Below are 23,221 nucleotides of genomic sequence, written 5' to 3'. Positions count from 1 at the left end.
ATTTAAATAATAGCATATAAAACAGAATGTTTTTTACTATAAAAATTACTTTTTTGAAAAAATGGTGCAAAGTTACAATTTACCACTGTAACATTGCACCACTTATTCTTTTAATTCCTCTTATAGCAGAAAGTTCATCTATTAATTGGAATAGTGCTAAGTCTTTTTGTTTACTTTCAATCATAATATCGAAATTATGATTGTGTTTTTTTGCAATGTGTAAGAAAGGCTTAATAAACTCTAAATCGATATATTCAGCATGAGCCCTAAATTCTTTTTCCGATCTCGGGGAGGAAATGTGAACTTTAGGAGAGATATTTGTATGTGACCAAGTTTCAAAAATTGCAGGAAGCAACTCTTCTAGTGGTTCCTCGCAAAGATTGGCCATATGATGATGATAATCAAATACAAATGGAATATTTTCTTTTTGGCAAATGGATAAAGTTTCAGCGGTTGTATAGGTTTTATCATCATTTTCAAGAGTCATTTGTTTTTTTATATGTGTAGGAAGTTTTTTTATGTTTTCATGGAAGCGCTCAATCGCCTTTTCTTTATTTCCATAGGCTCCACCTACATGAATATTAATGTAAGAAGAATCTGCAATGCCTATAGCATCCAATATTTTATAATGATAAGTCATATCCGTAATAGCGTTAGTAGTAATATGTGGCTTGTCGCTTGTAAATAGCGTAAATTGATTTGGATGAAAACTTATTCGTAAATTGTGTTCTTTAATTAAAGCCCCTATTTTACGCCAAAGTGGTGTGAATACCCCAATATAGTCAAACTCGACTTCGGGATGTGTTGCAAGTGGGACGATGGAAGACGATAGGCGATATAGTGGGATTTCATGCGCTATATTGTAATGAAGGATACGTATTGTGTGCTCTAAATTTTGCTTTATAACATGGTACAGTTTGTCTTCTCGTTCTTGCTTGCTAAGTTTCTTAAAGCTTGTAAACGTCATTGTTTTGGCAGGAGAACAGTCCCAGAGTGCCATTGCATGTGAGACATATCCAAACCGTATAATCATATGAGATACACCTCTTTTATTCATTGTCTTTCCTATAAAAAGAAAGCAAACATTGTTCCAATCCATTCCTTTCCTCTATCGATAAGAGAAGGCGGGTTTACATCGCTATAGGAAAGTACGGATGCATTCTCTAGATCTTCATGGAATTTATTTTTTACTGTTTGAATGAAATGTTTATTATATAACAGGCAGTTTATTTCATGATTAATATATAAACTTCTCATATCAAAGTTTGCCGTTCCGATATCACAAATATCATCGTCCACTATAATAATTTTGGCGTGAAAAAACCCTTGTTGAAATGCATAAATATTGCAACCAGCCTGTATTAATTTTCGGCAGTACGGGAATTTTGCTTCCCGAACGAGAGGGTGATCAGCTTTTTCTGGAACAAGAATTGTGATTTGAACCCCTCTTTCTCTTGCTTTTAATAAGGCATTCATAATTTTTTTTCCAGGAATGAAATATGGTGTACCGATACAGATTTCTTTTTTTGCCGCGTTAATTAAATGTAAAAAAGTATGCTGTAAATAAGCACCATCAGTCGGAATAAATTGATGCAGGATGGTACCTGGTTGTTGTTTTGGAAAATAAAGAGAAGCATCCAATAAATTCTGTTTCGTATCATCAAACCAATCATGCAAAAATTGCTTTTGTAAATCTTGAACCCCTTCTCCTGTAAGACGTAAATGATAGTCTCGCCATAATCCTAAGTGTTCATTATGCCCTAGATACTCTTCGCCAATATTAAATCCCCCGATATAGCCGGTTTTCCCATCAATCACTGTAATTTTTCTATGATTTCTCTGATTAGCAGAAAAGAAAGGCAGAGGAAATTTTACCTTATGACAAAATGAAAAAGATATACCATGTTTTTGCAGGGAGCGAATAGCTTCGTTTGATAAAGAATGGCTGCCAAATCGATCAAGTAAAAGTCGTACTTCAATTCCTTCCTGAGCCTTATCAATCAGCAATTTTAAAAATTCACGACTGATTTTATCATTTTTTACAATGAAGAATAAAATATGAATGTGATGCTGTGCTTGTTTTATATCAGTAAATAAAGCGTCATATAAATCTTTCCCGTATGTATAAAGGTGAAAATCACTTTGACGTAAAGGGAAAGTGCGAGAGCTTACTCGTTTTAAATGAAGAAGTCGCCCGTATGAAAGGTCAATTGTAATCCAAAGAGCAACGGATATTAACAAAAGAGATAAGTAGAGCATCAGTGAATTCCCTCCTTTGCATTCTTTTCACCTTCAGTGTGTTACAAATGATATGGGTAGTACGGCTGTTATTATAAATTTCATTAGAGGATAGTATGTTGCACTGATTAAAGTTTCACTTTATCCCGCTTTAACGGGCAGTAAGCTTCCCACCTCAAAAACTGTTGGATAAGTAGAAGTTAGTTTGGAAATCAACTGCCCGTAAAAGCCCGATTGGTTCAACTAATAATCAGCGGGGAACAACCGCCCCTACTGATTAAAGTTTCACTTTATAGTTTCACCGAAATAAACAGCTTTATGAAAAAATGTGTTGTTCTATAACAAAAAACTGTTGACTGAATGCTCACTCATTATATAATGGGGATAGGGAATATAATTCAGAAAATTATATATTTTTGAAGATTCAAAAAGAAAGAGGGCTTACAAAGAGAGGGGTAGCATAAAAATGAATAGCTTACTGATTATTAATTGGCTGGCTGCCATTGCTGTTATTGCTTATGCAGGATATTTGTTTGTATATCTTATACGGACGAGAATGGCCTACATACAATTAGGAAAAAAAATTGAGTTTGACCGTCGTTTTAAAGAGCGTTGGGATCTCCTTAAGGTCAATGTTTTCGGTCAGAAAAAGCTGCTGAAAGATAAGAAAAGCGGCATCATTCACGTTATGTTCTTTTACGGGTTTATTCTTGTCCAATTTGGAGCAATTGACTTCGTTTGGAAAGGACTCGCACCAGGATCACATCTTCCACTTGGACCACTATACCCTGCATTTACATTCTTCCAGGAAATTGTCACACTTGTTATTTTAATTGCAGTATTTTGGGCTTTTCATAGACGTTATGTAGAAAAGCTTGTTCGTTTAAAACGTAACTTCAAATCAGGTCTTGTTCTTATTTTTATCGGTGGTTTAATGATTTCTGTGCTACTTGGTAACGGTATGGGACTTATATGGCATGGCGAGGAGCTTTCATGGAGTGAACCAATTGCTTCTGCAATCGCTTACGTTTTTAGCGGGATAAATGAAACCGTAGCCATTTCAGTGTTCTATTTTTCTTGGTGGGTGCATTTACTAATTTTGTTAACGTTTTTAGTGTATGTTCCACAATCTAAACATGCGCATTTAATTGCAGGACCAGCTAATGTATTCTTCGGTCGTCTTTCAAACCCAGGGAAGCTTGAAAAGATTGATTTTGAAGATGAAACGCAAGAAACATTTGGTGTTGGTAAAATTGAAGACTTTAGACAAAATCAACTTATTGACTTATACGCTTGTGTAGAGTGTGGCCGTTGTACAAATATGTGTCCGGCAACAGGAACAGGAAAAATGTTATCACCGATGGACTTAATTTTAAAACTTCGCGATCATTTAACTGATAAAGGAGCTGCGGTAACATCAAAAGCACCTTGGGTTCCAGTAGTTGCCTTCAATAATACACAAGGAAATCAGTTAGCGATGATGGCAGCTGGAAAAGGGCAACAAGAATCAGCGTCTACAACGCTCGCTTACGATCCGAGTTTAATCGGAGATGTTATTACAGAAGAAGAGATTTGGGCATGTACAACGTGTCGTAACTGTGAAGATCAATGCCCAGTTATGAATGAGCATGTTGACAAAATTATTGACTTACGTCGATATCTCGTTTTGACTGAAGGGAAAATGGACGCGGAAGCACAACGCGCGATGACAAATATCGAGCGTCAAGGAAATCCGTGGGGGCTGAACCGTAAAGAGCGTGAAACATGGCGCCAAGGTGATGACGAAGTAACAGTTCCAACTGTAAAAGAAAAATCAAAAGCTGGGGAGGAATTCGAGTATTTATTCTGGGTTGGTTCAATGGGATCATACGACAATCGTAGTCAGAAGATTGCGATATCGTTTGCGAAGTTAATGAACGAAGCAGGCATTTCATTCGCAATTCTCGGTAATAAAGAAAAGAATTCTGGAGATACACCACGCCGCCTTGGAAATGAATTTGTATTCCAAGAGATGGCGACAAAGAATATCGAAGAATTTGAAAAGGCAGGAGTGAAGAAAATCGTTACGATTGATCCTCATGCTTATAACACATTTAAAAATGAGTATCCGGACTTTGGCTTGCAAGCAGAAGTCTATCATCATACAGAATTGTTAGCTCAGTGGGTGAAAGAAGGGCGCTTAAAGCCTGTTCACGCTATTGAAGAAACAGTTACGTACCATGATTCCTGTTATTTAGGAAGATACAATGAAGTGTATGAAGCGCCACGTGACATTTTGAAAGCGATTCCTGGAGTGAATCTTGTAGAAATGGCACGTAACCGTGAAACGGGAATGTGCTGTGGCGCAGGTGGTGGCTTAATGTGGATGGAAGAAACAACAGGTTCACGTATTAACGTTGCTCGTACAGAACAAGCATTAGCTGTACAGCCATCCATTATCGGTACAGGTTGTCCATATTGCTTAACGATGATCAGTGATGGAACGAAAGCGAAAGAGGTAGAAGAGAAGGTTCAAACTCTTGATGTGACAGAGATTTTAGAACGATCTGTTATCGGACAGAAAAAAGAAGCGATGTAGTTTGTAAGAATGTATACAACTTTAGAAAGAGGTGCAATGATTGCACCTCTTCTCAACGTAGGGATACCGAGCGAGCGCTCAGTGTTAAAAAATGAAATGGGGGAAAGAAACATGAATAAAACAGTTATTTTAAGTGCTGCAAGAACACCAGTTGGAAAATTTGGAGGATCTTTAAAAGATGTAAAAGCGACGGAACTTGGAGGAATTGCAATTAAAGCAGCGCTTGAAAGAGCAAATGTTGAGGCTAGTGATGTTGAAGAAGTTATATTTGGAACGGTTATTCAAGGTGGACAGGGGCAAATTCCATCGCGCCAAGCTGCGAGGGCTGCTGGAATCCCATGGGAAGTGCAGACGGAAACAGTGAATAAAGTTTGTGCATCAGGACTTCGTGCGGTTACGTTGGCGGATCAGATTATTCGTACTGGCGATCAATCACTAATTGTAGCTGGCGGTATGGAGTCGATGAGTAACAGTCCTTACATTTTACGCGGAGCAAGATGGGGATACAGAATGGGCAATAACGAAGTTGTTGATTTAAACGTTGCTGACGGTTTAACATGCGCATTTTCAGGTACACACATGGGCGTTTATGGCGGAGAAGTTGCGAAGGAAGATGGAATTTCTCGCGAAGCGCAAGATGAATGGGCATATCGTAGCCATCAGCGTGCGGTTTCAGCGCATAAAGAAGGGCGTTTTGAAGAGGAAATCGTGCCAGTAACGATTCCGCAAAGAAAAGGCGATCCTATTGTCGTTGCAAAGGATGAGGCGCCACGTGAAGATACAACGATTGAAAAGTTAGCAAAGTTAAAACCTGTATTTGATAAGACAGCGACGGTGACAGCTGGTAATGCGCCGGGACTAAATGATGGTGGTGCCGCACTTGTATTAATGAGCGAAGACAGAGCGAAGCAAGAAGGAAGAAAGCCATTAGCGACAATTTTGGCACATACAGCAATTGCAGTGGAATCTAAAGATTTCCCAAGAACGCCAGGTTATGCAATTAACGCATTGCTTGAAAAAACAGGAAAGAAAATTGAAGACATCGATTTATTCGAGATTAATGAAGCATTTGCAGCGGTAGCAATTGCAAGTACAGAAATCGCAGGAATTGATCCGGAAAAATTGAATGTAAATGGCGGCGCGGTAGCGATGGGACATCCAATTGGAGCAAGCGGAGCGCGCATTATCGTTACACTAATCCATGCACTTAAGCAGCGCGGCGGCGGAATTGGAATTGCTTCGATTTGTAGCGGTGGCGGTCAAGGGGACGCAGTGATGATTGAAGTTCACTAATTAAAGTTCGAGGGTATAAAATTTATTAACAATTAAGGGGGAAGAAAAAATGGGTGTACAAAACATTGTTGTAATTGGTGCAGGGCAAATGGGATCAGGAATTGCACAAGTATGTGCAATGGCAGGATATGACGTGAAGGTACAAGATTTAAAGCAAGAGCAATTAGATAGAGGAATGGCTATCATTACGAAAAACTTAGCGCGCCAAGTAGAAAAAGGACGCATGAAGGAAGAAGAGAAGGAAGCGACATTAAATCGTCTTACAGTAACGCTTGATTTAGATTGTGTGAAAGAAGCGGATCTTATTATTGAAGCAGCTGTTGAGAAAATGGATATTAAAAAGAAAATCTTTGCGAATCTAGATGAAATTGCTCCAGAACACGCAATTTTAGCGACGAATACGTCATCTCTGCCAATTACAGAAATTGCAGCGGTAACGAAGCGTCCGGAAAAAGTAATCGGTATGCACTTTATGAATCCAGTCCCAGTTATGAAGCTTGTTGAGATTATTCGTGGTTTGGCTACCGATGATGCGGTATATGAAGCAATTGAAGATATTACGAAAAAAATTGGGAAAGTACCAGTTGAAGTGAATGATTTCCCAGGTTTTGTATCAAACCGCATTTTACTACCGATGATTAACGAAGCAATTTATACGTTATATGAAGGTGTAGCGACGAAAGAAGCAATTGATGAAGTCATGAAGCTTGGTATGAACCATCCGATGGGGCCTTTGACACTCGCTGATTTTATCGGTTTAGATACGTGTTTATACATTATGGAAGTGTTGCATGAAGGATTAGGAGATAGTAAATATCGCCCATGTCCATTATTACGTAAGTATGTGAATGCAGGATGGTTAGGGCGTAAAACAGGTCGTGGATTCTACGTTTACGAATAAATGTCCCCTTTGTTACAACATAGTGGTCTTACCAAATTATTTAAAGGATATATAGCAAATGGAGGCGGAATATATGAACTTTCGTTTTAATGAAGAGCAGCAAATGATGAGGAAAATGGTTCGGGATTTTGCACAGAAGGAAATAGCTCCCTTTGTTCCTAGTATGGAACAAGGGGTGTTCCCGAAAGAGATTTTGCAAAAGATGGGTGAGCTTGGATTAATGGGTATTCCAGCGCCTGCAAAATACGGCGGGGCAGAAATGGACTTTATTTCTTACATTCTAGCAATTGAGGAAATCTCAAAGGTAAGTGCAACAGTTGGTGTAATTTTAGCTGTACATACGTCAGTTGGAATGAATCCGATTTTATATTTTGGAACAGAAGAACAGAAGAAAAAATATGTCTCTAAACTTGCAACCGGGGAATATTTAGGTGCATTTGCTTTAACAGAGCCAAATGCAGGATCAGATGCAGGGAGTTTGAAATCAAGAGCTGTGAAAAAAGGTGATCATTATATTATTAATGGATCGAAAGTGTTTATTACAAATGGTGGTGAAGCAAGTACATACATTGTATTCGCTTCTACAAATCCAGAGGCAGGAAAAAGTGGTATTTCTGCATTTATAGTAGAGAAAGATACACCTGGTTTAATCATTGGAAAAGATGAACATAAGATGGGACTTCTCGGTTCTCGTACAGTACAACTTACTTTTGAAGATATGAAAGTGCCAGCTGAGAATTTACTTGGGGAAGAAGGACAAGGATTCAAAGTGGCGATGGCGAATTTAGATGTTGGGCGAATTGGAATCGGTGCGCAGGCGTTAGGAATTGCTGAAGCGGCGCTTGGCTGTGCAATTGATTATGCGAAAGAACGTGAGCAATTCGGAAAACCAATTGCGGCGCAGCAAGGGATTGGCTTCAAGCTTGCAGATATGGCAACAAGTGTCGAGGCAGCAAGGTTACTCGTATATAGAGCGGCATCTCTTAGGGCACAAGGATTACCATGCGGTAAAGAAGCATCTATTGCGAAATTATTTGCTTCTAAGACAGCGGTTGAAGTCGCGATTGAGGCGGTGCAAGTATTTGGTGGTTACGGTTATACGAAAGACTATCCAGTAGAACGATTTTTCCGTGATGCGAAAATCACGCAAATATATGAAGGAACAAGTGAAATACAGAAACTTGTTATTAGCCGTGCTTTATAAAAGGGCGAGGGGGAGACGGAGATGCATTTTAAACTATCAGAAGAACATGAAATGATAAGAAAAATGGTTCGAGATTTTGCTAAAAATGAAGTGGCACCAACAGCAGCTGAGCGTGATGAAGAAGAGCGATTTGATCGAGAGTTATTTGATCAAATGGCAGAGCTTGGTTTAACTGGTATTCCATGGCCTGAAGAGTACGGTGGAATTGGAAGCGATTACTTAGCATACGTAATCGCTATTGAAGAATTATCTCGCGTTTGTGCTTCAACAGGTGTAACACTGTCTGCGCATACTTCACTTGCGGGATGGCCAATTTTTAAATTTGGGACGGAAGAGCAAAAGCAAAAGTTTTTACGGCCGATGGCTGAAGGGAAGAAAATTGGTGCATACGGCTTAACGGAACCAGGATCTGGATCGGATGCTGGTGGAATGAAGACAATCGCAAAGAGAGATGGCGATCATTATATTTTAAATGGATCAAAAATTTTCATTACAAATGGCGGTATTGCTGATATTTATGTTGTTTTTGCGCTAACTGATCCTGAATCGAAGCAGCGCGGTACGAGTGCATTTATTGTAGAAAGTGATACACCGGGATTTTCAGTTGGGAAGAAGGAGAGCAAGCTAGGGATTCGCTCTTCACCAACGACTGAAATTATGTTTGAAGATTGCCGTATTCCTGTAGAGAATCTACTTGGAGGAGAGGGGCAAGGGTTTAAAGTTGCGATGCAAACATTAGATGGAGGTCGTAACGGTATTGCGGCGCAAGCGGTTGGTATTGCACAAGGGGCTTTAGATGCTTCTGTAGAATATGCAAGGGAGCGCCATCAGTTTGGAAAACCAATTGCGGCGCAGCAAGGGATTGGCTTTAAACTTGCGGATATGGCAACAGATGTAGAAGCAGCACGCCTTTTAACATATCAAGCGGCTTGGCTTGAATCAGAAGGGCTTCCGTATGGAAAAGAATCAGCGATGTCAAAAGTATTTGCAGGAGATACAGCGATGAAGGTGACGACTGAAGCGGTGCAAGTATTTGGTGGTTACGGTTATACGAAAGATTATCCAGTAGAGCGTTATATGCGAGATGCAAAGATTACACAAATATATGAAGGAACACAAGAGATTCAGAGGCTTGTAATTTCTCGTATGTTAACGAAGTAGGAACGAAAGCGTAGGTATTTTCCTACGCTTTTTCCTTCCAAAAAATAATAGAGAGAGGTGAAGGGAATGGTTAAACATAATGTGCATGCATCGGTGAAAGATGAAAAATTAGTTGCGTTAAGACGTGAACAAATGATTAAAGGTGCGGTGCAACTGTTTAAACAAAAAGGATTTCCGCGTACAACAACGAGAGAGATTGCAAAAGCGGCTGGGTTTAGTATAGGGACACTTTATGAGTACATTCGTACCAAAGATGATGTTTTATATTTAGTTTGTGATAGTATATATGAACATGTAAAAGAAAGATTAGAGGAAGTAGTGTGTACAGAAAAAGGGAGTATAGAAAGTTTAAAGATAGCAATAACGAATTACTTTAAAGTGATGGACGAATTACAGGAAGAAGTATTGATAATGTATCAAGAGGTACGCTTTTTACCGAAAGAATCACTTCCGTATGTATTAGAAAAGGAGTTTCAAATGGTAGGAATGTTCGAGAATATTTTAGAACAGTGTACGGAAAATGGAACATTTACATTAAATAAAAAAGAAATACAGCTTCTTGCGCATAATATTTTTATACAAGGACAGATGTGGGGATTTAGACGCTGGGCGCTGCAAAAACTGTATACGCTCGAAGAATATACAGAAATGCAAATTAGGTATGTATTGCAAGGGGCCCATATGCTTCCGAAATAAGGAACAGACAAATTATAATTTTACTACCCTATAAAAGTTTCCCGTTTTTTTTTGTAGCATATTTGTGCGACTTTTGTTTATAATGAATAGTATGGATTTTTTTAAGCAGGCCGTTATATATAAGGTTATATTTGATGAAAGGAAGTGCCGCATAAGTGGATTTTAAGCAATATTCACCAGAAGAGCTAAAAGAATGTTCAATGATTGAAGTTGTACATAGCGTTTTAGGGGATAAAAAACAAGCAACGACATTCAACGAGTTGGTTCAAGAAATCGCTCAAGTGCTGGGACTATCTCAAGAGCAAGTTAATGCGAAAATCGCACAATTTTATACAGACTTAAACATCGATGGACGTTTCATTAATTTAGGAGAAAATCGTTGGGGACTACGCAGCTGGTACCCATATGAGCAAATTGATGAAGAAATCTTGCCTCAACCAAAACCGAAGAAGAAACGTAAAGTTGAAGAAGACGGTTTTGACGACTACATTGAAGAAGACGAAGATGACTTCGACGATGCAGACGTAAGTGAAGAAGAAGACGATGTAGAAGATTTGGACAAGGTTCTTGAAGAAGAAGACGGAGATGACGACGATCTTGATGATTTAGACGAAGATGACGACGACTTCGCTGAAGAAGAACTTGAGTATGATGAAACTGAAGAAGAAGAAGAGGAAGAACTGTAGTTCTTGACTTTTCATTATCGTCCATGTAGAATCATTTTTGGGCTCTTTAAAAAAGGACGATAATACTTTTAAAGTGTAAATATAAAAGAAAATTGCTCCCTACTTATTACTTTTTGTGATGAGGGGAGCAATTTTCTTTTTTGTTTTTTGTTTAGAAAATAAAAAGAGTCTAACAATAAGATGGATACAGTGTTATCTACATACGTTGCGCTTTGCAACGGTGATTATATAACAGCAAAATAGAAGGGAGCTTTTTCATGACTAAGTATATTTTTGTAACAGGCGGTGTAGTATCGTCTTTAGGAAAAGGTATTACAGCAGCATCTCTTGGAAGACTTTTAAAAAATCGTGGTTTAAACGTAACGATTCAAAAGTTTGATCCATACATTAACGTAGACCCAGGGACTATGAGCCCATACCAACACGGTGAGGTATTCGTAACAGATGATGGCGCAGAAACTGACTTAGACCTTGGTCACTATGAGCGTTTCATCGACATTAACTTAAACAAATACAGCAACGTAACAACAGGTAAAATTTACTCTTCAGTTCTTCAAAAAGAGCGTCGCGGTGAATATTTAGGAGGAACAGTTCAAGTTATTCCTCATATTACTAACGAAATTAAAGAACGCGTATATCGTTCTGGTCGTGAAACAAATGCGGATGTTGTTATTACAGAAATCGGTGGAACTGTTGGTGACATCGAGTCTCTACCATTCTTAGAAGCAATCCGTCAAATTAAGAGCGACATCGGTCGTGACAATGTAATGTACATTCACTGTACGTTAATCCCGTACTTAAAAGCAGCGGGTGAAATGAAGACAAAACCAACACAACATAGTGTTAAAGAACTTCGTAGCTTAGGTATTCAACCAAACATTATCGTTGTTCGTACAGAAATGCCTGTTTCTCAAGATATGAAAGACAAGCTTGCATTATTCTGTGACATCGATACAAAAGCAGTTATCGAAGCTCGCGATGCAGATACTTTATATGCGGTTCCATTATCTCTTCAAGAACAAAACATGGACCAAATCGTTTGTGACCACTTAAAATTAGACAATCCAGCTGCAGATATGACAGAGTGGACTGCGCTAGTTAACAAAGTGCGTAATCTTTCTAAGAAAACAAAAATCGCTCTTGTTGGTAAATATGTAGAACTTCAAGATGCTTATATTTCTGTTGTAGAAGCACTTCGTCATGCTGGTTACTCATTCGACACAGATGTAGAAGTAAAATGGGTAAATGCTGAGCACGTAACAGCAGAAAACGTAAAAGAATTAGTTGGCGATACAGATGGTATCCTTGTACCAGGTGGCTTCGGCGATCGTGGTGTAGAAGGTAAAATCGTTGCGATTCAATATGCTCGTGAAAACAAAGTTCCATTCTTAGGAATTTGCTTAGGTATGCAACTTGCATCAATCGAATTCGCACGTAATGTATTAGGTTTAGAAGGTGCTAACTCTTCTGAAATCAACCCTGACACACCATATGCAATCATCGACTTATTACCAGAACAAAAAGATGTAGAGGACCTAGGTGGTACACTTCGTCTTGGTCTATACCCATGTAAGCTTGCTGAAGAAACAAATGCTTACAATGCTTATAATGAGCCGGTTGTATATGAGCGTCATCGTCATCGTTATGAGTTCAACAACCAGTTCCGTCCTGATATGGAAAAAGAAGGATTTGTATTCTCTGGTACAAGCCCAGACGGCCGTCTAGTTGAAATCATTGAATTAAAAGACCACCCTTGGTTCGTGGCAGCACAGTTCCACCCAGAACTTGTTTCTCGTCCAAACCGTCCACAACCATTGTTCCATGACTTCGTAAGAGCTTCTATTACGAATAAAGAGAGCAAGTAATAAAAAAAGCGCCTGAAATAAGGCGCTTTTTTTTAATATTCATTTAACATTTCATCGATTGTAAATTTGATTCCGTGATAAGCAAATAAAGCTACTATTAAACTTGGGAATCCGTAGCGATTACCTTCATCGTCTGGAATAAGACCTTTTAACAGTTTTGTATCAATATGTACGTCTGTATATCGTTCGAGTGATTCCGTACCTTCTTGAAGAGCAGAAATGCCGACAATAGAGTGTCCCTCTTCTTGTAGTTTTTTTGCAATTTCTACAACCGCTTCATCTGTTGAAAAACGGCTAATAAGAAGTACACGATCCGCAGAGGTTACTTCTGCTTCTTTACCATTTTCAAATAAGCGTTTTGCTTGCTTCATTGGTTCAGCACCGAATAGTGCCTCGGCAACAACGCCTTCCATTTCATTTGTACCATGTAAATAAATGAAACCATCGCCAACTAGTGCTTGAGCAAGTAAACGAGCACTATCTTCTATATTCATTTCTTCTTTTTGAGAAACTCTGGAGAAATAACCACTTAATTGAGTTGAAAAAATTTTTAACATAATGTTACTCCCTTCGTACGTGTTTGCCGGCTTTCATTATAGTTTATTTTTTTAGAAAGGTGAAATCGTAGGGTAGCATAACAAAATAGGAAACGGTAAAATAAGAAAGAATAGGAAGGAATTTGCCAAAGAATAGCGAAAATAAATCGTTAAGATATAAGAAGCTTTAAATCTTGTACTTACACAGAAAGGTTGGGAATTATGGAAGGTAAAATTTTAATCGTTGATGATCAATATGGGATTCGTGTGCTATTACATGAAGTGTTCCAAAAAGAAGGTTATCAGACATTCCAAGCAGCAAATGGATTTCAAGCTTTAGATATCGTGAAAAAAGATAATCCAGATTTAGTAGTGTTAGATATGAAAATTCCAGGCATGGATGGTATAGAGATTTTAAAGCATGTAAAAGAAATTGATGAGAGTATTAAAGTAATTTTAATGACTGCTTATGGAGAGCTTGATATGATCCAAGAAGCAAAAGATTTAGGTGCTTTAATGCATTTTGCTAAACCATTTGATATTGATGAAATTCGTCAAGCTGTGAGAAATGAGCTCGCTGTAGAGGCGTAAAAATGAATTTTTTATAAAAAATATGGAAAAAAGCGTTTACATGGACTATTGTGCAGGTGAATACGGTTGAGTTTTTGAGTACAAGTTGTTATCCTATTGAGTGTAGAAAAAAGTCCGGTATGTAGATATACATATTTTACCTTATTCTGGTCATACTACCAGCGATAAGAACTTATCGGATACAAAAAACGTTTTTTAGGAGGATTCACCATGCCTTTAGTTTCTATGAAAGAAATGCTAAACAAAGCACTAGAAGGAAAATACGCAGTTGGTCAATTCAACATGAACAACTTAGAGTGGACTCAAGCTATCTTAGCTGCTGCGGAAGAAGAAAAATCTCCTGTAATCCTAGGTGTATCTGAGGGTGCAGCTCGTCATATGACTGGTTTCAAAACAGTTGTAGCTATGGTTAAAGCTTTAATCGAAGAAATGAACATCACTGTTCCTGTAGCGATTCACCTTGATCATGGTTCAAGCTTCGAAAAATGTAAAGAAGCAATCGATGCAGGTTTCACATCTGTAATGATCGACGCTTCTCACCACCCATTCGAAGAAAACGTTGAAACTACTAAACAAGTAGTAGAATACGCACACGCTCGTAACGTATCTGTTGAAGCTGAGCTTGGAACAGTTGGCGGACAAGAAGACGACGTAATCGCTGAAGGCGTAATTTACGCTGACCCAGCAGAGTGTAAGCACCTTGTTGAAGCAACAGGTATCGATTGCCTAGCTCCAGCTTTAGGTTCTGTACACGGTCCTTACAAAGGTGAGCCTAACTTAGGATTCGCTGAAATGGAACAAGTTCGTGACTTCACTGGCGTACCTTTAGTATTACATGGTGGTACTGGTATCCCAACTGCTGATATCGAAAAAGCTATCTCTTTAGGTACTTCAAAAATCAACGTAAACACTGAGAACCAAATCGAGTTTACAAAAGCTGTTCGTGAAGTATTAAACAAAGACCAAGAAGTTTACGATCCTCGTAAATTTATCGGACCTGGCCGCGACGCTATCAAAGCAACTGTTATTGGTAAAATTCGCGAATTCGGTTCTAACGGTAAAGCGTAAGAATAAAATTCCGTTTTGGAAACCGTCTAGTCTTTTAGACGGTTTCCTTTCGTTGTATAATGAAAGCGTGAACAAGTCTAAAGATTTTATCATTTTTGTCTTTAAATAGAAAATAATGTGCATAGTCCTATTAATAAATGTGATAACGTATCTAAATTGATAAAGTACATTCGATGAATAGTTGATCTTTATCTATTCGTGCTACAGGAGAAATGAAGATAATGGTTTCCTATTTATTGAGTTTTGGGATGGAAAGAGTAATTGAGATTCTTAAGGGGAGCTTTCTATAAAAAGATAGAAAGTAAATACATTCACAAGAAGGGAGCTCAATATGGAAAAATTGCTAATTGAAGGCGGAAGAGCTTTAAATGGAACAATTCGAGTAAGTGGTGCAAAGAACAGTGCCGTTGCATTAATTCCAGCGACAATTTTAGCAGATACTCCAGTAACTATTGGTGGTGTCCCTAATATTTCGGACGTGAAAATGTTAGGAGACTTACTAGAGGAAATTGGAGGGAAAGTAACTTATGGACAGGAGGAAGAAATGGTAGTCGATCCTTCTAACATGGTTGCAATGCCTTTGCCAAATGGAAAAGTGAAAAAATTGCGCGCTTCTTATTATTTAATGGGTGCAATGCTTGGCCGTTTTAAAAAAGCTGTTATTGGGCTTCCGGGTGGATGTCATTTAGGCCCGAGGCCGATTGATCAGCATATTAAAGGGTTTGAAGCGCTAGGTGCACATGTTACGAATGAACAAGGTGCCATCTATTTAAGAGCAGATGAGCTACGCGGGGCACGTATTTATTTAGATGTTGTTAGTGTAGGAGCTACAATTAATATTATGCTAGCAGCTGTACGAGCAAAAGGTAGAACTGTTATTGAAAATGCAGCGAAAGAGCCTGAGATCATTGATGTAGCTACATTGTTAACAAGCATGGGAGCACGTATTAAAGGTGCTGGTACTGATGTAATCCGAATAGATGGTGTTGACTCTTTACATGGTTGTCACCATACTATCATCCCAGATCGTATTGAAGCTGGTACGTATATGATTCTAGGAGCTGCATCAGGAGGAGAAGTAACGGTTGATAACGTTATTCCTCAGCATTTAGAATCAGTTACTGCAAAGCTAAGAGAAGCTGGTGTTCAAGTTGAAACGAACGATGATCAAATTACGGTGAACGGTAATAGAAAGTTAAAAGTAGTTGATATCAAAACGCTTGTATATCCAGGTTTTCCAACGGATTTACAACAGCCGTTTACGACGCTTTTAACAAAGGCGCACGGGACGGGAGTTGTAACAGATACAATTTACGGTGCCCGTTTCAAACACATTGATGAATTACGTCGTATGAATGCTCAAATTAAAGTAGAGGGTCGTTCGGCAATTGTAACTGGTCCTGTATTATTGCAAGGTGCAAAAGTGAAGGCGAGTGATTTACGAGCAGGAGCGGCACTTGTTATTGCAGGATTAATGGCAGATGGAATTACAGAAGTAACAGGACTTGAGCATATTGATCGAGGTTATGAGAATATAGTGGACAAGCTTAAAGGGCTTGGAGCAAACATTTGGCGAGAACAAATGACAAAGCAAGAAATTGAAGAAATGAAGAACGCATAAGTGATACTTCCGCAAGGGGGAAGCGAAGCATCACTACTTGCGGAAGTACACTTTATAGAAAAACACGATTCACAAAATACGGCAGAAATATAAAGACTTAAAGGAGAGGGATTATCGTGGAAAGAAGTTTATCTATGGAGTTAGTACGTGTAACAGAGGCTGCAGCTTTATCATCAGCGCGTTGGATGGGGCGCGGGAAAAAGGATGAGGCAGACGGTGCAGCAACATCAGCTATGCGTGATGTATTTGATACAATTCCGATGAAAGGTACAGTTGTAATTGGTGAAGGTGAGATGGATGAAGCACCAATGCTATATATCGGAGAGAAATTAGGTACAGGATATGGACCACGTGTAGACGTTGCGGTTGATCCTTTAGAAGGGACAAACATCGTAGCAGCTGGTGGCTGGAATGCTCTTGCTGTTATTGCAATTGCAGACCACGGTAATTTGTTACATGCCCCTGACATGTACATGGATAAAATCGCGGTTGGCCCAGAAGCAGTTGGGGCGGTCGACATTGATGCGCCTATTATTGATAACTTACGTGCAGTTGCGAAAGCGAAAAATAAAGATATTGAAGATGTTGTAGCGACAGTTTTAAATCGTCCACGTCATCAAGAAATTATCGAAGAAATTCGTAAAGCTGGTGCGCGCATTAAATTGATTAATGATGGAGATGTAGCTGGAGCGATTAATACAGCGTTTGATCGTACAGGTGTAGATATTTTATTTGGATCTGGTGGAGCACCTGAAGGTGTATTAGCAGCAGTTGCTTTAAAATGTTTAGGTGGAGAAATTCACGGAAAACTATTGCCACAAAACGAAGCTGAATTAGCACGTTGTAAAAAAATGGGCATAGAAGACATTAATCGTATCCTTCGCATGGAGGACTTAGTAAAAGGTGACGATGCAATCTTTGCAGCAACAGGCGTAACAGATGGAGAACTATTACGCGGTGTTCAATTTAAAGGTAGCGTAGGAACAACGCAATCCCTTGTTATGCGCGCAAAATCAGGCACAGTTCGCTTCGTGGATGGACGTCATAGCTTGAATAAAAAACCAAACTTGGTTATTAAATAAAAAGCGTAAGCAGCTCGTTCAGAATGGGAGGGGGATGGAGCTTCTGACGTAGAGGCGCTTTTTGCCTCGTAGGAAGAAGTGAAGCCACCGACCATTCTAGCTGCTGAAGCTGGATTAAATAAAAAGTGCAAGCGGCTCGCTCAGAAAGGTTAAAATGGTCGACTTTTCTAACTATCGGAGCTGGAACTAAATTAAATAAGAAGCGAAGACAAATTTTCTTGTCTTCGCTTCTTGTATTTGTGTTCCAACGTATTGATTAAAACTAGATAAAAGGGTTACAATAGTGAATATTACCCTACTTGAACTTATTGCCTTTCATTATTAATTATTTGCCTTCCGTATTTTTTCCCTTTACCCATGAAAAAAGAGAATAACGTTAAAGTGTGGTGTCTGAATGAATTTGTCAATTGCAGCATTAGAAAACATGAAATTAAAAGAGTTATACGAGCTTGCGAAAGAATTTAAGATTTCGTATTATAGCAAATTAACGAAAAAAGAGTTAATTTTTTCTATTTTGAAAGCTCGAGCAGAAAAAGAAGGTTTCTTTTTCATGGAAGGCGTATTAGAAATTATTCAATCAGAAGGATTTGGATTCCTACGTCCTATAAACTATTCTCCAAGCTCAGAAGATATTTATATCTCAGCTTCGCAAATTCGTCGTTTCGATTTACGTAATGGAGATAAGGTTTCTGGTAAAGTACGACCTCCGAAAGAAAATGAACGCTATTTTGGGTTATTACAAGTTGAAGCTGTAAACGGAGATGATCCAGATTCAGCAAAAGAGCGTGTGCATTTCCCTGCATTAACACCATTATACCCAGATCGCCAAATGAAATTGGAAACGGAACCTAAAAAGTTACCGACACGCATCATGGATTTAATCGCACCAGTTGGATTTGGACAACGTGGTTTAATTGTTGCGCCTCCAAAGGCTGGTAAAACAAGTCTATTAAAAGAAATCGCGCATAGTGTTACAACAAATCATCCGGAAGCAGAATTGATTGTACTTTTAATTGATGAGCGTCCAGAGGAAGTAACAGACATTGAACGTTCTGTTAAAGGAGATGTTGTAAGTTCTACTTTTGATGAAGTGCCAGAAAATCATATTAAAGTAGCTGAGCTTGTGTTAGAACGTGCGATGCGTCTTGTAGAGCACAAGAAAGATGTTATCATTTTAATGGATAGTATTACCCGTTTAGCTCGAGCTTACAACCTCGTTATTCCACCAAGTGGTAGAACATTATCAGGTGGTATCGATCCAGCTGCCTTCCATAGACCGAAGCGTTTCTTTGGAGCTGCGCGTAATATTGAAGAAGGCGGTAGCTTAACAATTTTAGCAACAGCCCTTGTTGATACAGGATCACGTATGGACGATGTTATTTACGAGGAATTTAAAGGAACTGGAAATATGGAACTTCACTTAGATCGTTCATTAGCTGAACGTCGTATCTTCCCGGCGATCGATATTCGTCGTTCTGGTACACGTAAAGAAGATCTATTAATTCCAAAAGAACATTTAGACAAGTTATGGGGCATTCGTAAAACAATGCGTGATACACCAGACTTTGTTGAAAGTTTCTTACGTAAGCTTCGTCAAACGAAGACAAATGAAGAGTTTTTACAAAACATTGTTGCAGACTCAAAAAGGTATGTAACAACTAAGTAAAGGGAAAAAATCAGGACTCGCTTATTTTATAGTAAGCGAGTTTTTTATGCTGTTTAGGTGATATTAAAGAGAGAAATAAGTGAGAGAACCTTAGCCAGTCAGAGCTAAACGAGCCGTCTACACTTTTAAGTTAATATCCAGCTCCAGCGGCTAGAATCTCCGGTCATTTCACTCTCTCGCTCGAAGCAAAAAGCGCTTCAAGGTCGAGAGTTCCAATGCCCTGCGATTCTGAACGAGCCGCTTCTGCTTTTAAATGATATCCAGTTCCGGTGGCTAGCTCTTCGCATCTAAGAACCTTCCGCCCGAAAGGTAAAAAGCACCTTTAGGGCGAAAGAACCTTAGCTGGTCAGAGCTGAGCGAGCCACCTCCACTTTCAATTTAATATCCAGCTCCAGCGGCTAGAATGGTCGGTGGCTTCGCGTCTTCCTACGAGGCAAAAAGCGCCTCTACGTCAGAAGCTCCATCCCCCTCCCATTCTGAACGAGCCGCTTGCGCTTTTAAAATTAAAAAGACAAAAACAGGTAGTTGCAAAATGAAGTTAGCCTTGTTATAATTTCATCATATGTGTTTCATCAATATAGTTGTGTATGCAGCTGAAGATGAAAAACTCTGTTTCGAAAATGATTCAGGGCGGAAGGAGATGAAAAGAATGAAAGCAGGAATTCACCCAGATTACAAGAAAGTTGTATTCATGGACACAAACACAGGCTTCAAATTCTTAAGCGGATCTACTAAAGGATCTAACGAAACTGTTGAGTGGGAAGATGGTAACACTTATCCATTACTAAAAGTTGAGATCAGTTCTGATTCTCACCCATTCTACACTGGACGTCAGAAGTTTGCTACTGCAGACGGACGCGTTGACCGCTTCAATAAGAAATACGGTCTTAAGTAATAAAAACATAAAACAGGCAAGTGTATGTATTCGCTTGTCTGTTTTTTTTGCGAAAATATTATACCTTTACCCTACTTTTAACTGAAAAGTAGATGAAAGGAGAGCTTCATGTACTTAATAAATCAAAATGGCTGGATTGAAGTGATTTGCGGTAGTATGTTTTCTGGCAAGTCAGAAGAGCTAATCCGCCGTGTGCGCCGTACGCAATTTGCAAAACAACATGCAATTGTATTTAAACCATGTATTGATAATCGATATAGTGAAGAAGATGTAGTATCACATAACGGATTAAAGGTAAAAGCAGTTCCTGTTTCAGCTTCAAAAGATATATTTGAACATATTACAGAAGAGCTGGATGTTATTGCAATCGATGAGGTGCAATTTTTTGATGGGGACATTGTGGAAGTGGTGCAAGTATTGGCAAATCGTGGCTATCGTGTCATTGTAGCTGGTTTAGACCAAGATTTCCGTGGTCTACCATTTGGACAAGTTCCTCAGCTGATGGCGATTGCTGAACATGTGACAAAACTACAAGCAGTATGTTCTGTATGTGGATCTCCAGCAAGTCGTACACAACGATTAATTGATGGAGAACCAGCGGCATTTGATGATCCAATTATTTTAGTTGGAGCTTCAGAATCGTATGAACCGCGTTGTCGTCATTGTCATGCAGTACCTGCAAACAAAGATAAGTAAAACTCGCTGCGCAAGGCGGGTTTTTTTCAAAATAGAGAGAATGAGTGGTGTGATCCGCTTACGCTTTTAAATATATCTAGTTCTGGTGGCTAGCTCTTCGCATCTAAGAACCTTCCGCCCAAAAGGTAAAAAGCACCTTTAGGTCGAAAGAACCTTAGCTGATCAGAGCTGAAAGAGCCACCGCCACTTTTAAATATATTATCTAGCTTCAGCGGCTAGAATCTCCGGCGATTTCACTCTCTCGCTTGAAGCAAAAAGCGCTTCAAGGTCGAGAGTTGAAAGTGGCCTGCGATTCTGAAAGAGCCGCTTGTGCTTTTAAATATATCTAGTTCTGGTGGCTAGCTCTTCGCATCTAAGAACCTTTCGCCCAAAAGGTAAAAAGCACCTTTAGGTCGAAAGAACCTTAGCTGGTCAGAGCTGAAAGAGCCACCGCCACTTTTAAATATAATTTGCGTTTTTTTGAGTAAGTACCATATACTATTTGTATTAGATACTAGGATGTAGAGGTGAATGATGTGTTAGATCGTTTGCAAGCTGTAGAAAATCGTTATGAGAAGTTAAATGAATTGTTAAGTGATCCAGCGATTATTAGTGATTCAAATAAGCTTCGTGAATATTCAAAGGAACAGTCTGATATACAGGAAACGGTAGAGGTGTATCGTGAGTATAAGGATGTTCGTGAGCAATTAAAAGATGCCAAAGCAATGTTAGAAGATAAGTTAGACGCAGAAATGCGTGAAATGGTAAAAGAAGAAGTTTCTGAGTTAGAATCACAAGATAAAACATTATCAGAGCGTCTGAAAATTTTACTTGTTCCAAAAGACCCTAATGATGATAAGAACGTTATCGTTGAGGTTCGTGGAGCTGCTGGTGGAGACGAGGCAGCTTTATTTGCTGGTGACTTATACCGTATGTATAGCCGTTACGCTGAGGTACAGGGCTGGAAAACGGAGATTATTGAGGCTAGCTATACAGAGTTAGGTGGATATAAAGAGATTATCTTTATGATTAATGGTAAAGGTGCTTTCGCGAAGCTGAAATTCGAGAATGGTGCTCACCGTGTACAACGTGTTCCTGAAACGGAATCTGGTGGACGTATTCATACATCTACAGCAACTGTAGCTGTATTACCAGAGGCAGAAGAAGTAGAAATTGATATTCATGAGAAAGATGTTCGTGTTGATACATTCGCTTCTAGTGGACCTGGTGGACAGAGCGTTAATACAACGATGTCAGCGGTGCGTTTAACGCATTTACCGACTGGTGTAGTTGTATCTTGTCAGGATGAGAAATCACAGATCAAGAATAAAGAAAAAGCGATGAAAGTATTACGCGCACGTGTTTATGATAAGTTTAGACAAGAAGCGCAAGCTGAGTATGATCAAAACCGTAAACAAGCTGTTGGTACGGGAGATCGTTCAGAGCGTATTCGTACGTATAACTTCCCGCAAAACCGTGTTACAGACCATCGAATCGGTTTAACGATTCAAAAGCTAGATCAAATCTTACAAGGTAAGTTAGACGATTTCATCAATGCCTTAGTGATGGAAGATCAGGCTCAAAAGATGGAGGCAGCTGAGTAATGCGTGTCTATGAAGCCCTGAAATGGGCTTCTTCTTTTTTACAAAAAAATGGACGAGATGAAAATGCGGGAGAAATTGTCCTTTGTCATGTATTAAAGGTGAACAGAACAGGATTACTTATGAATATGCGTGAAGAAATAACTGAGGATCAAGAGAAAAGCTTTACGGAGTTTATCCACAAGCATGTAGAAGGTATTCCTATTCAATATATGATTGGTTATGAAATGTTTTATGGACGGTCTTTCTTTGTGAATGAAGAAGTATTAATACCAAGACCGGAAACAGAAGAGCTTATAGTGGGAGTATTAGAAAGAATCGAGCGCCATTTTGGTGATGAGAAACTACATGTAGCAGATATAGGTACAGGTAGTGGAGCGATTTCTATTACGCTTGCTTTAGAAAATGAAAATCTTCATGTGTATACAGTAGATATTGCACAAGAGTCGATTGAAGTTGCAAAAGAAAATGCAAAAGCTTTAGGTGCAGAAGTAACGTTCTATCACGGTGATTTATTGTCACCATTTCATAAAACGGGTCAAAAGCTAGATGTTGTTGTTTCAAATCCTCCATATATACCGGAAGAGGATTGGCGTGGTCTTTCTCCTGTTGTGAAAGAGCATGAGCCGAAGAGAGCACTTGTTGGTGGTGAAGACGGATTAGATTTCTATCGCCGTTTTATGGAAGAATTGCCGAATGTGTTGCAGAAGAAAGCGATTGTGGCGTTTGAAATTGGAGTAGGACAAGGTGAGGATGTAAAAAGATTGTTACAACAAGCTTTTCCACATGCTCATGTTGAGGTTGTTTTCGATATTAACGGAAAAGATCGTATGGTATTTGCAGAGATGGAGTAAGGTTCACACC

20 protein-coding genes are annotated in these 23,221 nt (G+C 39.0%); 17 read left to right on the top strand and 3 right to left on the bottom strand.

Features of this window, described 5'->3' with window-relative positions:
* Positions 1 to 79 precede the first annotated feature (79 nt).
* Both uvsE and cls read right to left on the bottom strand, forming a co-directional pair.
* On the bottom strand, positions 80 to 1,033 hold the full coding sequence (gene uvsE / locus AB6801_RS14255) for a UV DNA damage repair endonuclease UvsE (RefSeq protein WP_002101584.1): 954 nt from the start codon (positions 1,031 to 1,033) through the stop codon (positions 80 to 82).
* A gap of 32 nt (positions 1,034 to 1,065) precedes the next feature.
* The gene (gene cls / locus AB6801_RS14250; RefSeq protein ID WP_097863087.1) at positions 1,066 to 2,259 is read right to left on the bottom strand and encodes a cardiolipin synthase; all 1,194 of its coding nucleotides are present in this window, start codon (positions 2,257 to 2,259) and stop codon (positions 1,066 to 1,068) included.
* Between the two features lie 445 nt (positions 2,260 to 2,704).
* Between cls and AB6801_RS14245 the strand changes: the two genes are divergently transcribed.
* The 8 genes from AB6801_RS14245 to pyrG all read left to right on the top strand — a co-directional run bounded on the left by AB6801_RS14245 (position 2,705) and on the right by pyrG (position 12,622).
* Positions 2,705 to 4,816 (top strand): (Fe-S)-binding protein, encoded by a 2,112-nt coding sequence (locus AB6801_RS14245; protein ID WP_001086776.1) that lies wholly within the window; start codon positions 2,705 to 2,707, stop codon positions 4,814 to 4,816.
* Between the two features lie 9 nt (positions 4,817 to 4,825).
* A complete protein-coding gene (locus AB6801_RS14240; RefSeq protein WP_100240226.1) occupies positions 4,826 to 6,109 on the top strand; it encodes an acetyl-CoA C-acetyltransferase in 1,284 nt (427 codons plus the stop codon).
* A gap of 49 nt (positions 6,110 to 6,158) precedes the next feature.
* Complete coding sequence (locus AB6801_RS14235; protein WP_000538880.1) at positions 6,159 to 7,010, top strand: 3-hydroxybutyryl-CoA dehydrogenase; 852 nt, start codon at positions 6,159 to 6,161, stop codon at positions 7,008 to 7,010.
* Positions 7,011 to 7,083: 73 nt separating this feature from the next.
* Complete coding sequence (locus AB6801_RS14230) at positions 7,084 to 8,214, top strand: acyl-CoA dehydrogenase (protein WP_001011179.1); 1,131 nt, start codon at positions 7,084 to 7,086, stop codon at positions 8,212 to 8,214.
* Between the two features lie 21 nt (positions 8,215 to 8,235).
* Positions 8,236 to 9,375 carry an acyl-CoA dehydrogenase AcdA gene (gene acdA, locus AB6801_RS14225; RefSeq protein ID WP_050822179.1) on the top strand — a complete coding sequence of 380 codons (1,140 nt, stop codon included), beginning with the start codon at positions 8,236 to 8,238 and terminating at the stop codon, positions 9,373 to 9,375.
* A gap of 66 nt (positions 9,376 to 9,441) precedes the next feature.
* Complete coding sequence (locus tag AB6801_RS14220; protein WP_000238599.1) at positions 9,442 to 10,071, top strand: TetR/AcrR family transcriptional regulator; 630 nt, start codon at positions 9,442 to 9,444, stop codon at positions 10,069 to 10,071.
* A gap of 155 nt (positions 10,072 to 10,226) precedes the next feature.
* Positions 10,227 to 10,757, top strand: coding sequence for a DNA-directed RNA polymerase subunit delta (gene rpoE / locus AB6801_RS14215; RefSeq protein ID WP_097797092.1), 531 nt, complete (start codon positions 10,227 to 10,229; stop codon positions 10,755 to 10,757).
* A gap of 257 nt (positions 10,758 to 11,014) precedes the next feature.
* Positions 11,015 to 12,622, top strand: coding sequence for a CTP synthase (gene pyrG, locus AB6801_RS14210; RefSeq protein WP_000170460.1), 1,608 nt, complete (start codon positions 11,015 to 11,017; stop codon positions 12,620 to 12,622).
* Positions 12,623 to 12,654: 32 nt separating this feature from the next.
* On the opposite strand, the gene AB6801_RS14205 is transcribed toward pyrG, so the two are convergent.
* Positions 12,655 to 13,179: a DUF2529 domain-containing protein gene (locus AB6801_RS14205; protein WP_000912402.1), complete on the bottom strand. Its 525-nt coding sequence runs from the start codon at positions 13,177 to 13,179 to the stop codon at positions 12,655 to 12,657.
* Positions 13,180 to 13,380: 201 nt separating this feature from the next.
* Between AB6801_RS14205 and spo0F the strand changes: the two genes are divergently transcribed.
* From spo0F to prmC, 9 genes are all read left to right on the top strand, one after another.
* On the top strand, positions 13,381 to 13,749 hold the full coding sequence (spo0F, locus tag AB6801_RS14200; protein WP_000398594.1) for a sporulation initiation phosphotransferase Spo0F: 369 nt from the start codon (positions 13,381 to 13,383) through the stop codon (positions 13,747 to 13,749).
* A gap of 210 nt (positions 13,750 to 13,959) precedes the next feature.
* Positions 13,960 to 14,817 carry a class II fructose-bisphosphate aldolase gene (locus tag AB6801_RS14195; RefSeq protein ID WP_001131855.1) on the top strand — a complete coding sequence of 286 codons (858 nt, stop codon included), beginning with the start codon at positions 13,960 to 13,962 and terminating at the stop codon, positions 14,815 to 14,817.
* A gap of 331 nt (positions 14,818 to 15,148) precedes the next feature.
* Positions 15,149 to 16,438: a UDP-N-acetylglucosamine 1-carboxyvinyltransferase gene (gene murA, locus AB6801_RS14190; RefSeq protein ID WP_000413254.1), complete on the top strand. Its 1,290-nt coding sequence runs from the start codon at positions 15,149 to 15,151 to the stop codon at positions 16,436 to 16,438.
* Between the two features lie 116 nt (positions 16,439 to 16,554).
* Entirely contained in the window at positions 16,555 to 17,520 is a 966-nt protein-coding gene (gene glpX / locus AB6801_RS14185; protein ID WP_000442340.1) for a class II fructose-bisphosphatase, read from the top strand.
* Positions 17,521 to 17,914: 394 nt separating this feature from the next.
* On the top strand, positions 17,915 to 19,186 hold the full coding sequence (gene rho / locus AB6801_RS14180; RefSeq protein WP_001053903.1) for a transcription termination factor Rho: 1,272 nt from the start codon (positions 17,915 to 17,917) through the stop codon (positions 19,184 to 19,186).
* Positions 19,187 to 19,835: 649 nt separating this feature from the next.
* Positions 19,836 to 20,081, top strand: coding sequence for a type B 50S ribosomal protein L31 (locus tag AB6801_RS14175; RefSeq protein WP_000643433.1), 246 nt, complete (start codon positions 19,836 to 19,838; stop codon positions 20,079 to 20,081).
* A 108-nt stretch (positions 20,082 to 20,189) separates the two neighbouring features.
* Positions 20,190 to 20,777 (top strand): thymidine kinase, encoded by a 588-nt coding sequence (locus AB6801_RS14170; protein WP_000280859.1) that lies wholly within the window; start codon positions 20,190 to 20,192, stop codon positions 20,775 to 20,777.
* A 515-nt stretch (positions 20,778 to 21,292) separates the two neighbouring features.
* Positions 21,293 to 22,360, top strand: coding sequence for a peptide chain release factor 1 (gene prfA, locus AB6801_RS14165; protein WP_000887064.1), 1,068 nt, complete (start codon positions 21,293 to 21,295; stop codon positions 22,358 to 22,360).
* Positions 22,360 to 23,211 (top strand): peptide chain release factor N(5)-glutamine methyltransferase, encoded by an 852-nt coding sequence (gene prmC / locus AB6801_RS14160; protein WP_097999216.1) that lies wholly within the window; start codon positions 22,360 to 22,362, stop codon positions 23,209 to 23,211. Before prfA ends, prmC begins: the two co-directional genes overlap by 1 nt.
* Positions 23,212 to 23,221 lie beyond the last annotated feature (10 nt).

The sequence above is a fragment of the Bacillus sp. RCC_6_1 genome (genome assembly GCF_041360755.1).
Classification (GTDB): domain Bacteria; phylum Bacillota; class Bacilli; order Bacillales; family Bacillaceae_G; genus Bacillus_A; species Bacillus_A cereus.
This window is presented reverse-complemented; position numbering and strand designations above follow the sequence as displayed.

Bases quoted from the DNA above. Each gene is read 5' to 3' on its own strand.
- uvsE (WP_002101584.1), bottom strand. From the start codon at position 1,033: ATGATTATACGGTTTGGATATGTCTCACATGCAATGGCACTCTGGGAC.
- cls (WP_097863087.1), bottom strand. From the start codon at position 2,259: ATGCTCTACTTATCTCTTTTGTTAATATCCGTTGCTCTTTGGATTACA.
- AB6801_RS14245 (WP_001086776.1), top strand. From the start codon at position 2,705: ATGAATAGCTTACTGATTATTAATTGGCTGGCTGCCATTGCTGTTATT.
- AB6801_RS14240 (WP_100240226.1), top strand. From the start codon at position 4,826: ATGTATACAACTTTAGAAAGAGGTGCAATGATTGCACCTCTTCTCAAC.
- AB6801_RS14235 (WP_000538880.1), top strand. From the start codon at position 6,159: ATGGGTGTACAAAACATTGTTGTAATTGGTGCAGGGCAAATGGGATCA.
- AB6801_RS14230 (WP_001011179.1), top strand. From the start codon at position 7,084: ATGAACTTTCGTTTTAATGAAGAGCAGCAAATGATGAGGAAAATGGTT.
- acdA (WP_050822179.1), top strand. From the start codon at position 8,236: ATGCATTTTAAACTATCAGAAGAACATGAAATGATAAGAAAAATGGTT.
- AB6801_RS14220 (WP_000238599.1), top strand. From the start codon at position 9,442: ATGGTTAAACATAATGTGCATGCATCGGTGAAAGATGAAAAATTAGTT.
- pyrG (WP_000170460.1), top strand. From the start codon at position 11,015: ATGACTAAGTATATTTTTGTAACAGGCGGTGTAGTATCGTCTTTAGGA.
- AB6801_RS14205 (WP_000912402.1), bottom strand. From the start codon at position 13,179: ATGTTAAAAATTTTTTCAACTCAATTAAGTGGTTATTTCTCCAGAGTT.
- spo0F (WP_000398594.1), top strand. From the start codon at position 13,381: ATGGAAGGTAAAATTTTAATCGTTGATGATCAATATGGGATTCGTGTG.
- AB6801_RS14195 (WP_001131855.1), top strand. From the start codon at position 13,960: ATGCCTTTAGTTTCTATGAAAGAAATGCTAAACAAAGCACTAGAAGGA.
- murA (WP_000413254.1), top strand. From the start codon at position 15,149: ATGGAAAAATTGCTAATTGAAGGCGGAAGAGCTTTAAATGGAACAATT.
- rho (WP_001053903.1), top strand. From the start codon at position 17,915: ATGAATTTGTCAATTGCAGCATTAGAAAACATGAAATTAAAAGAGTTA.
- AB6801_RS14175 (WP_000643433.1), top strand. From the start codon at position 19,836: ATGAAAGCAGGAATTCACCCAGATTACAAGAAAGTTGTATTCATGGAC.
- AB6801_RS14170 (WP_000280859.1), top strand. From the start codon at position 20,190: ATGTACTTAATAAATCAAAATGGCTGGATTGAAGTGATTTGCGGTAGT.
- prmC (WP_097999216.1), top strand. From the start codon at position 22,360: ATGCGTGTCTATGAAGCCCTGAAATGGGCTTCTTCTTTTTTACAAAAA.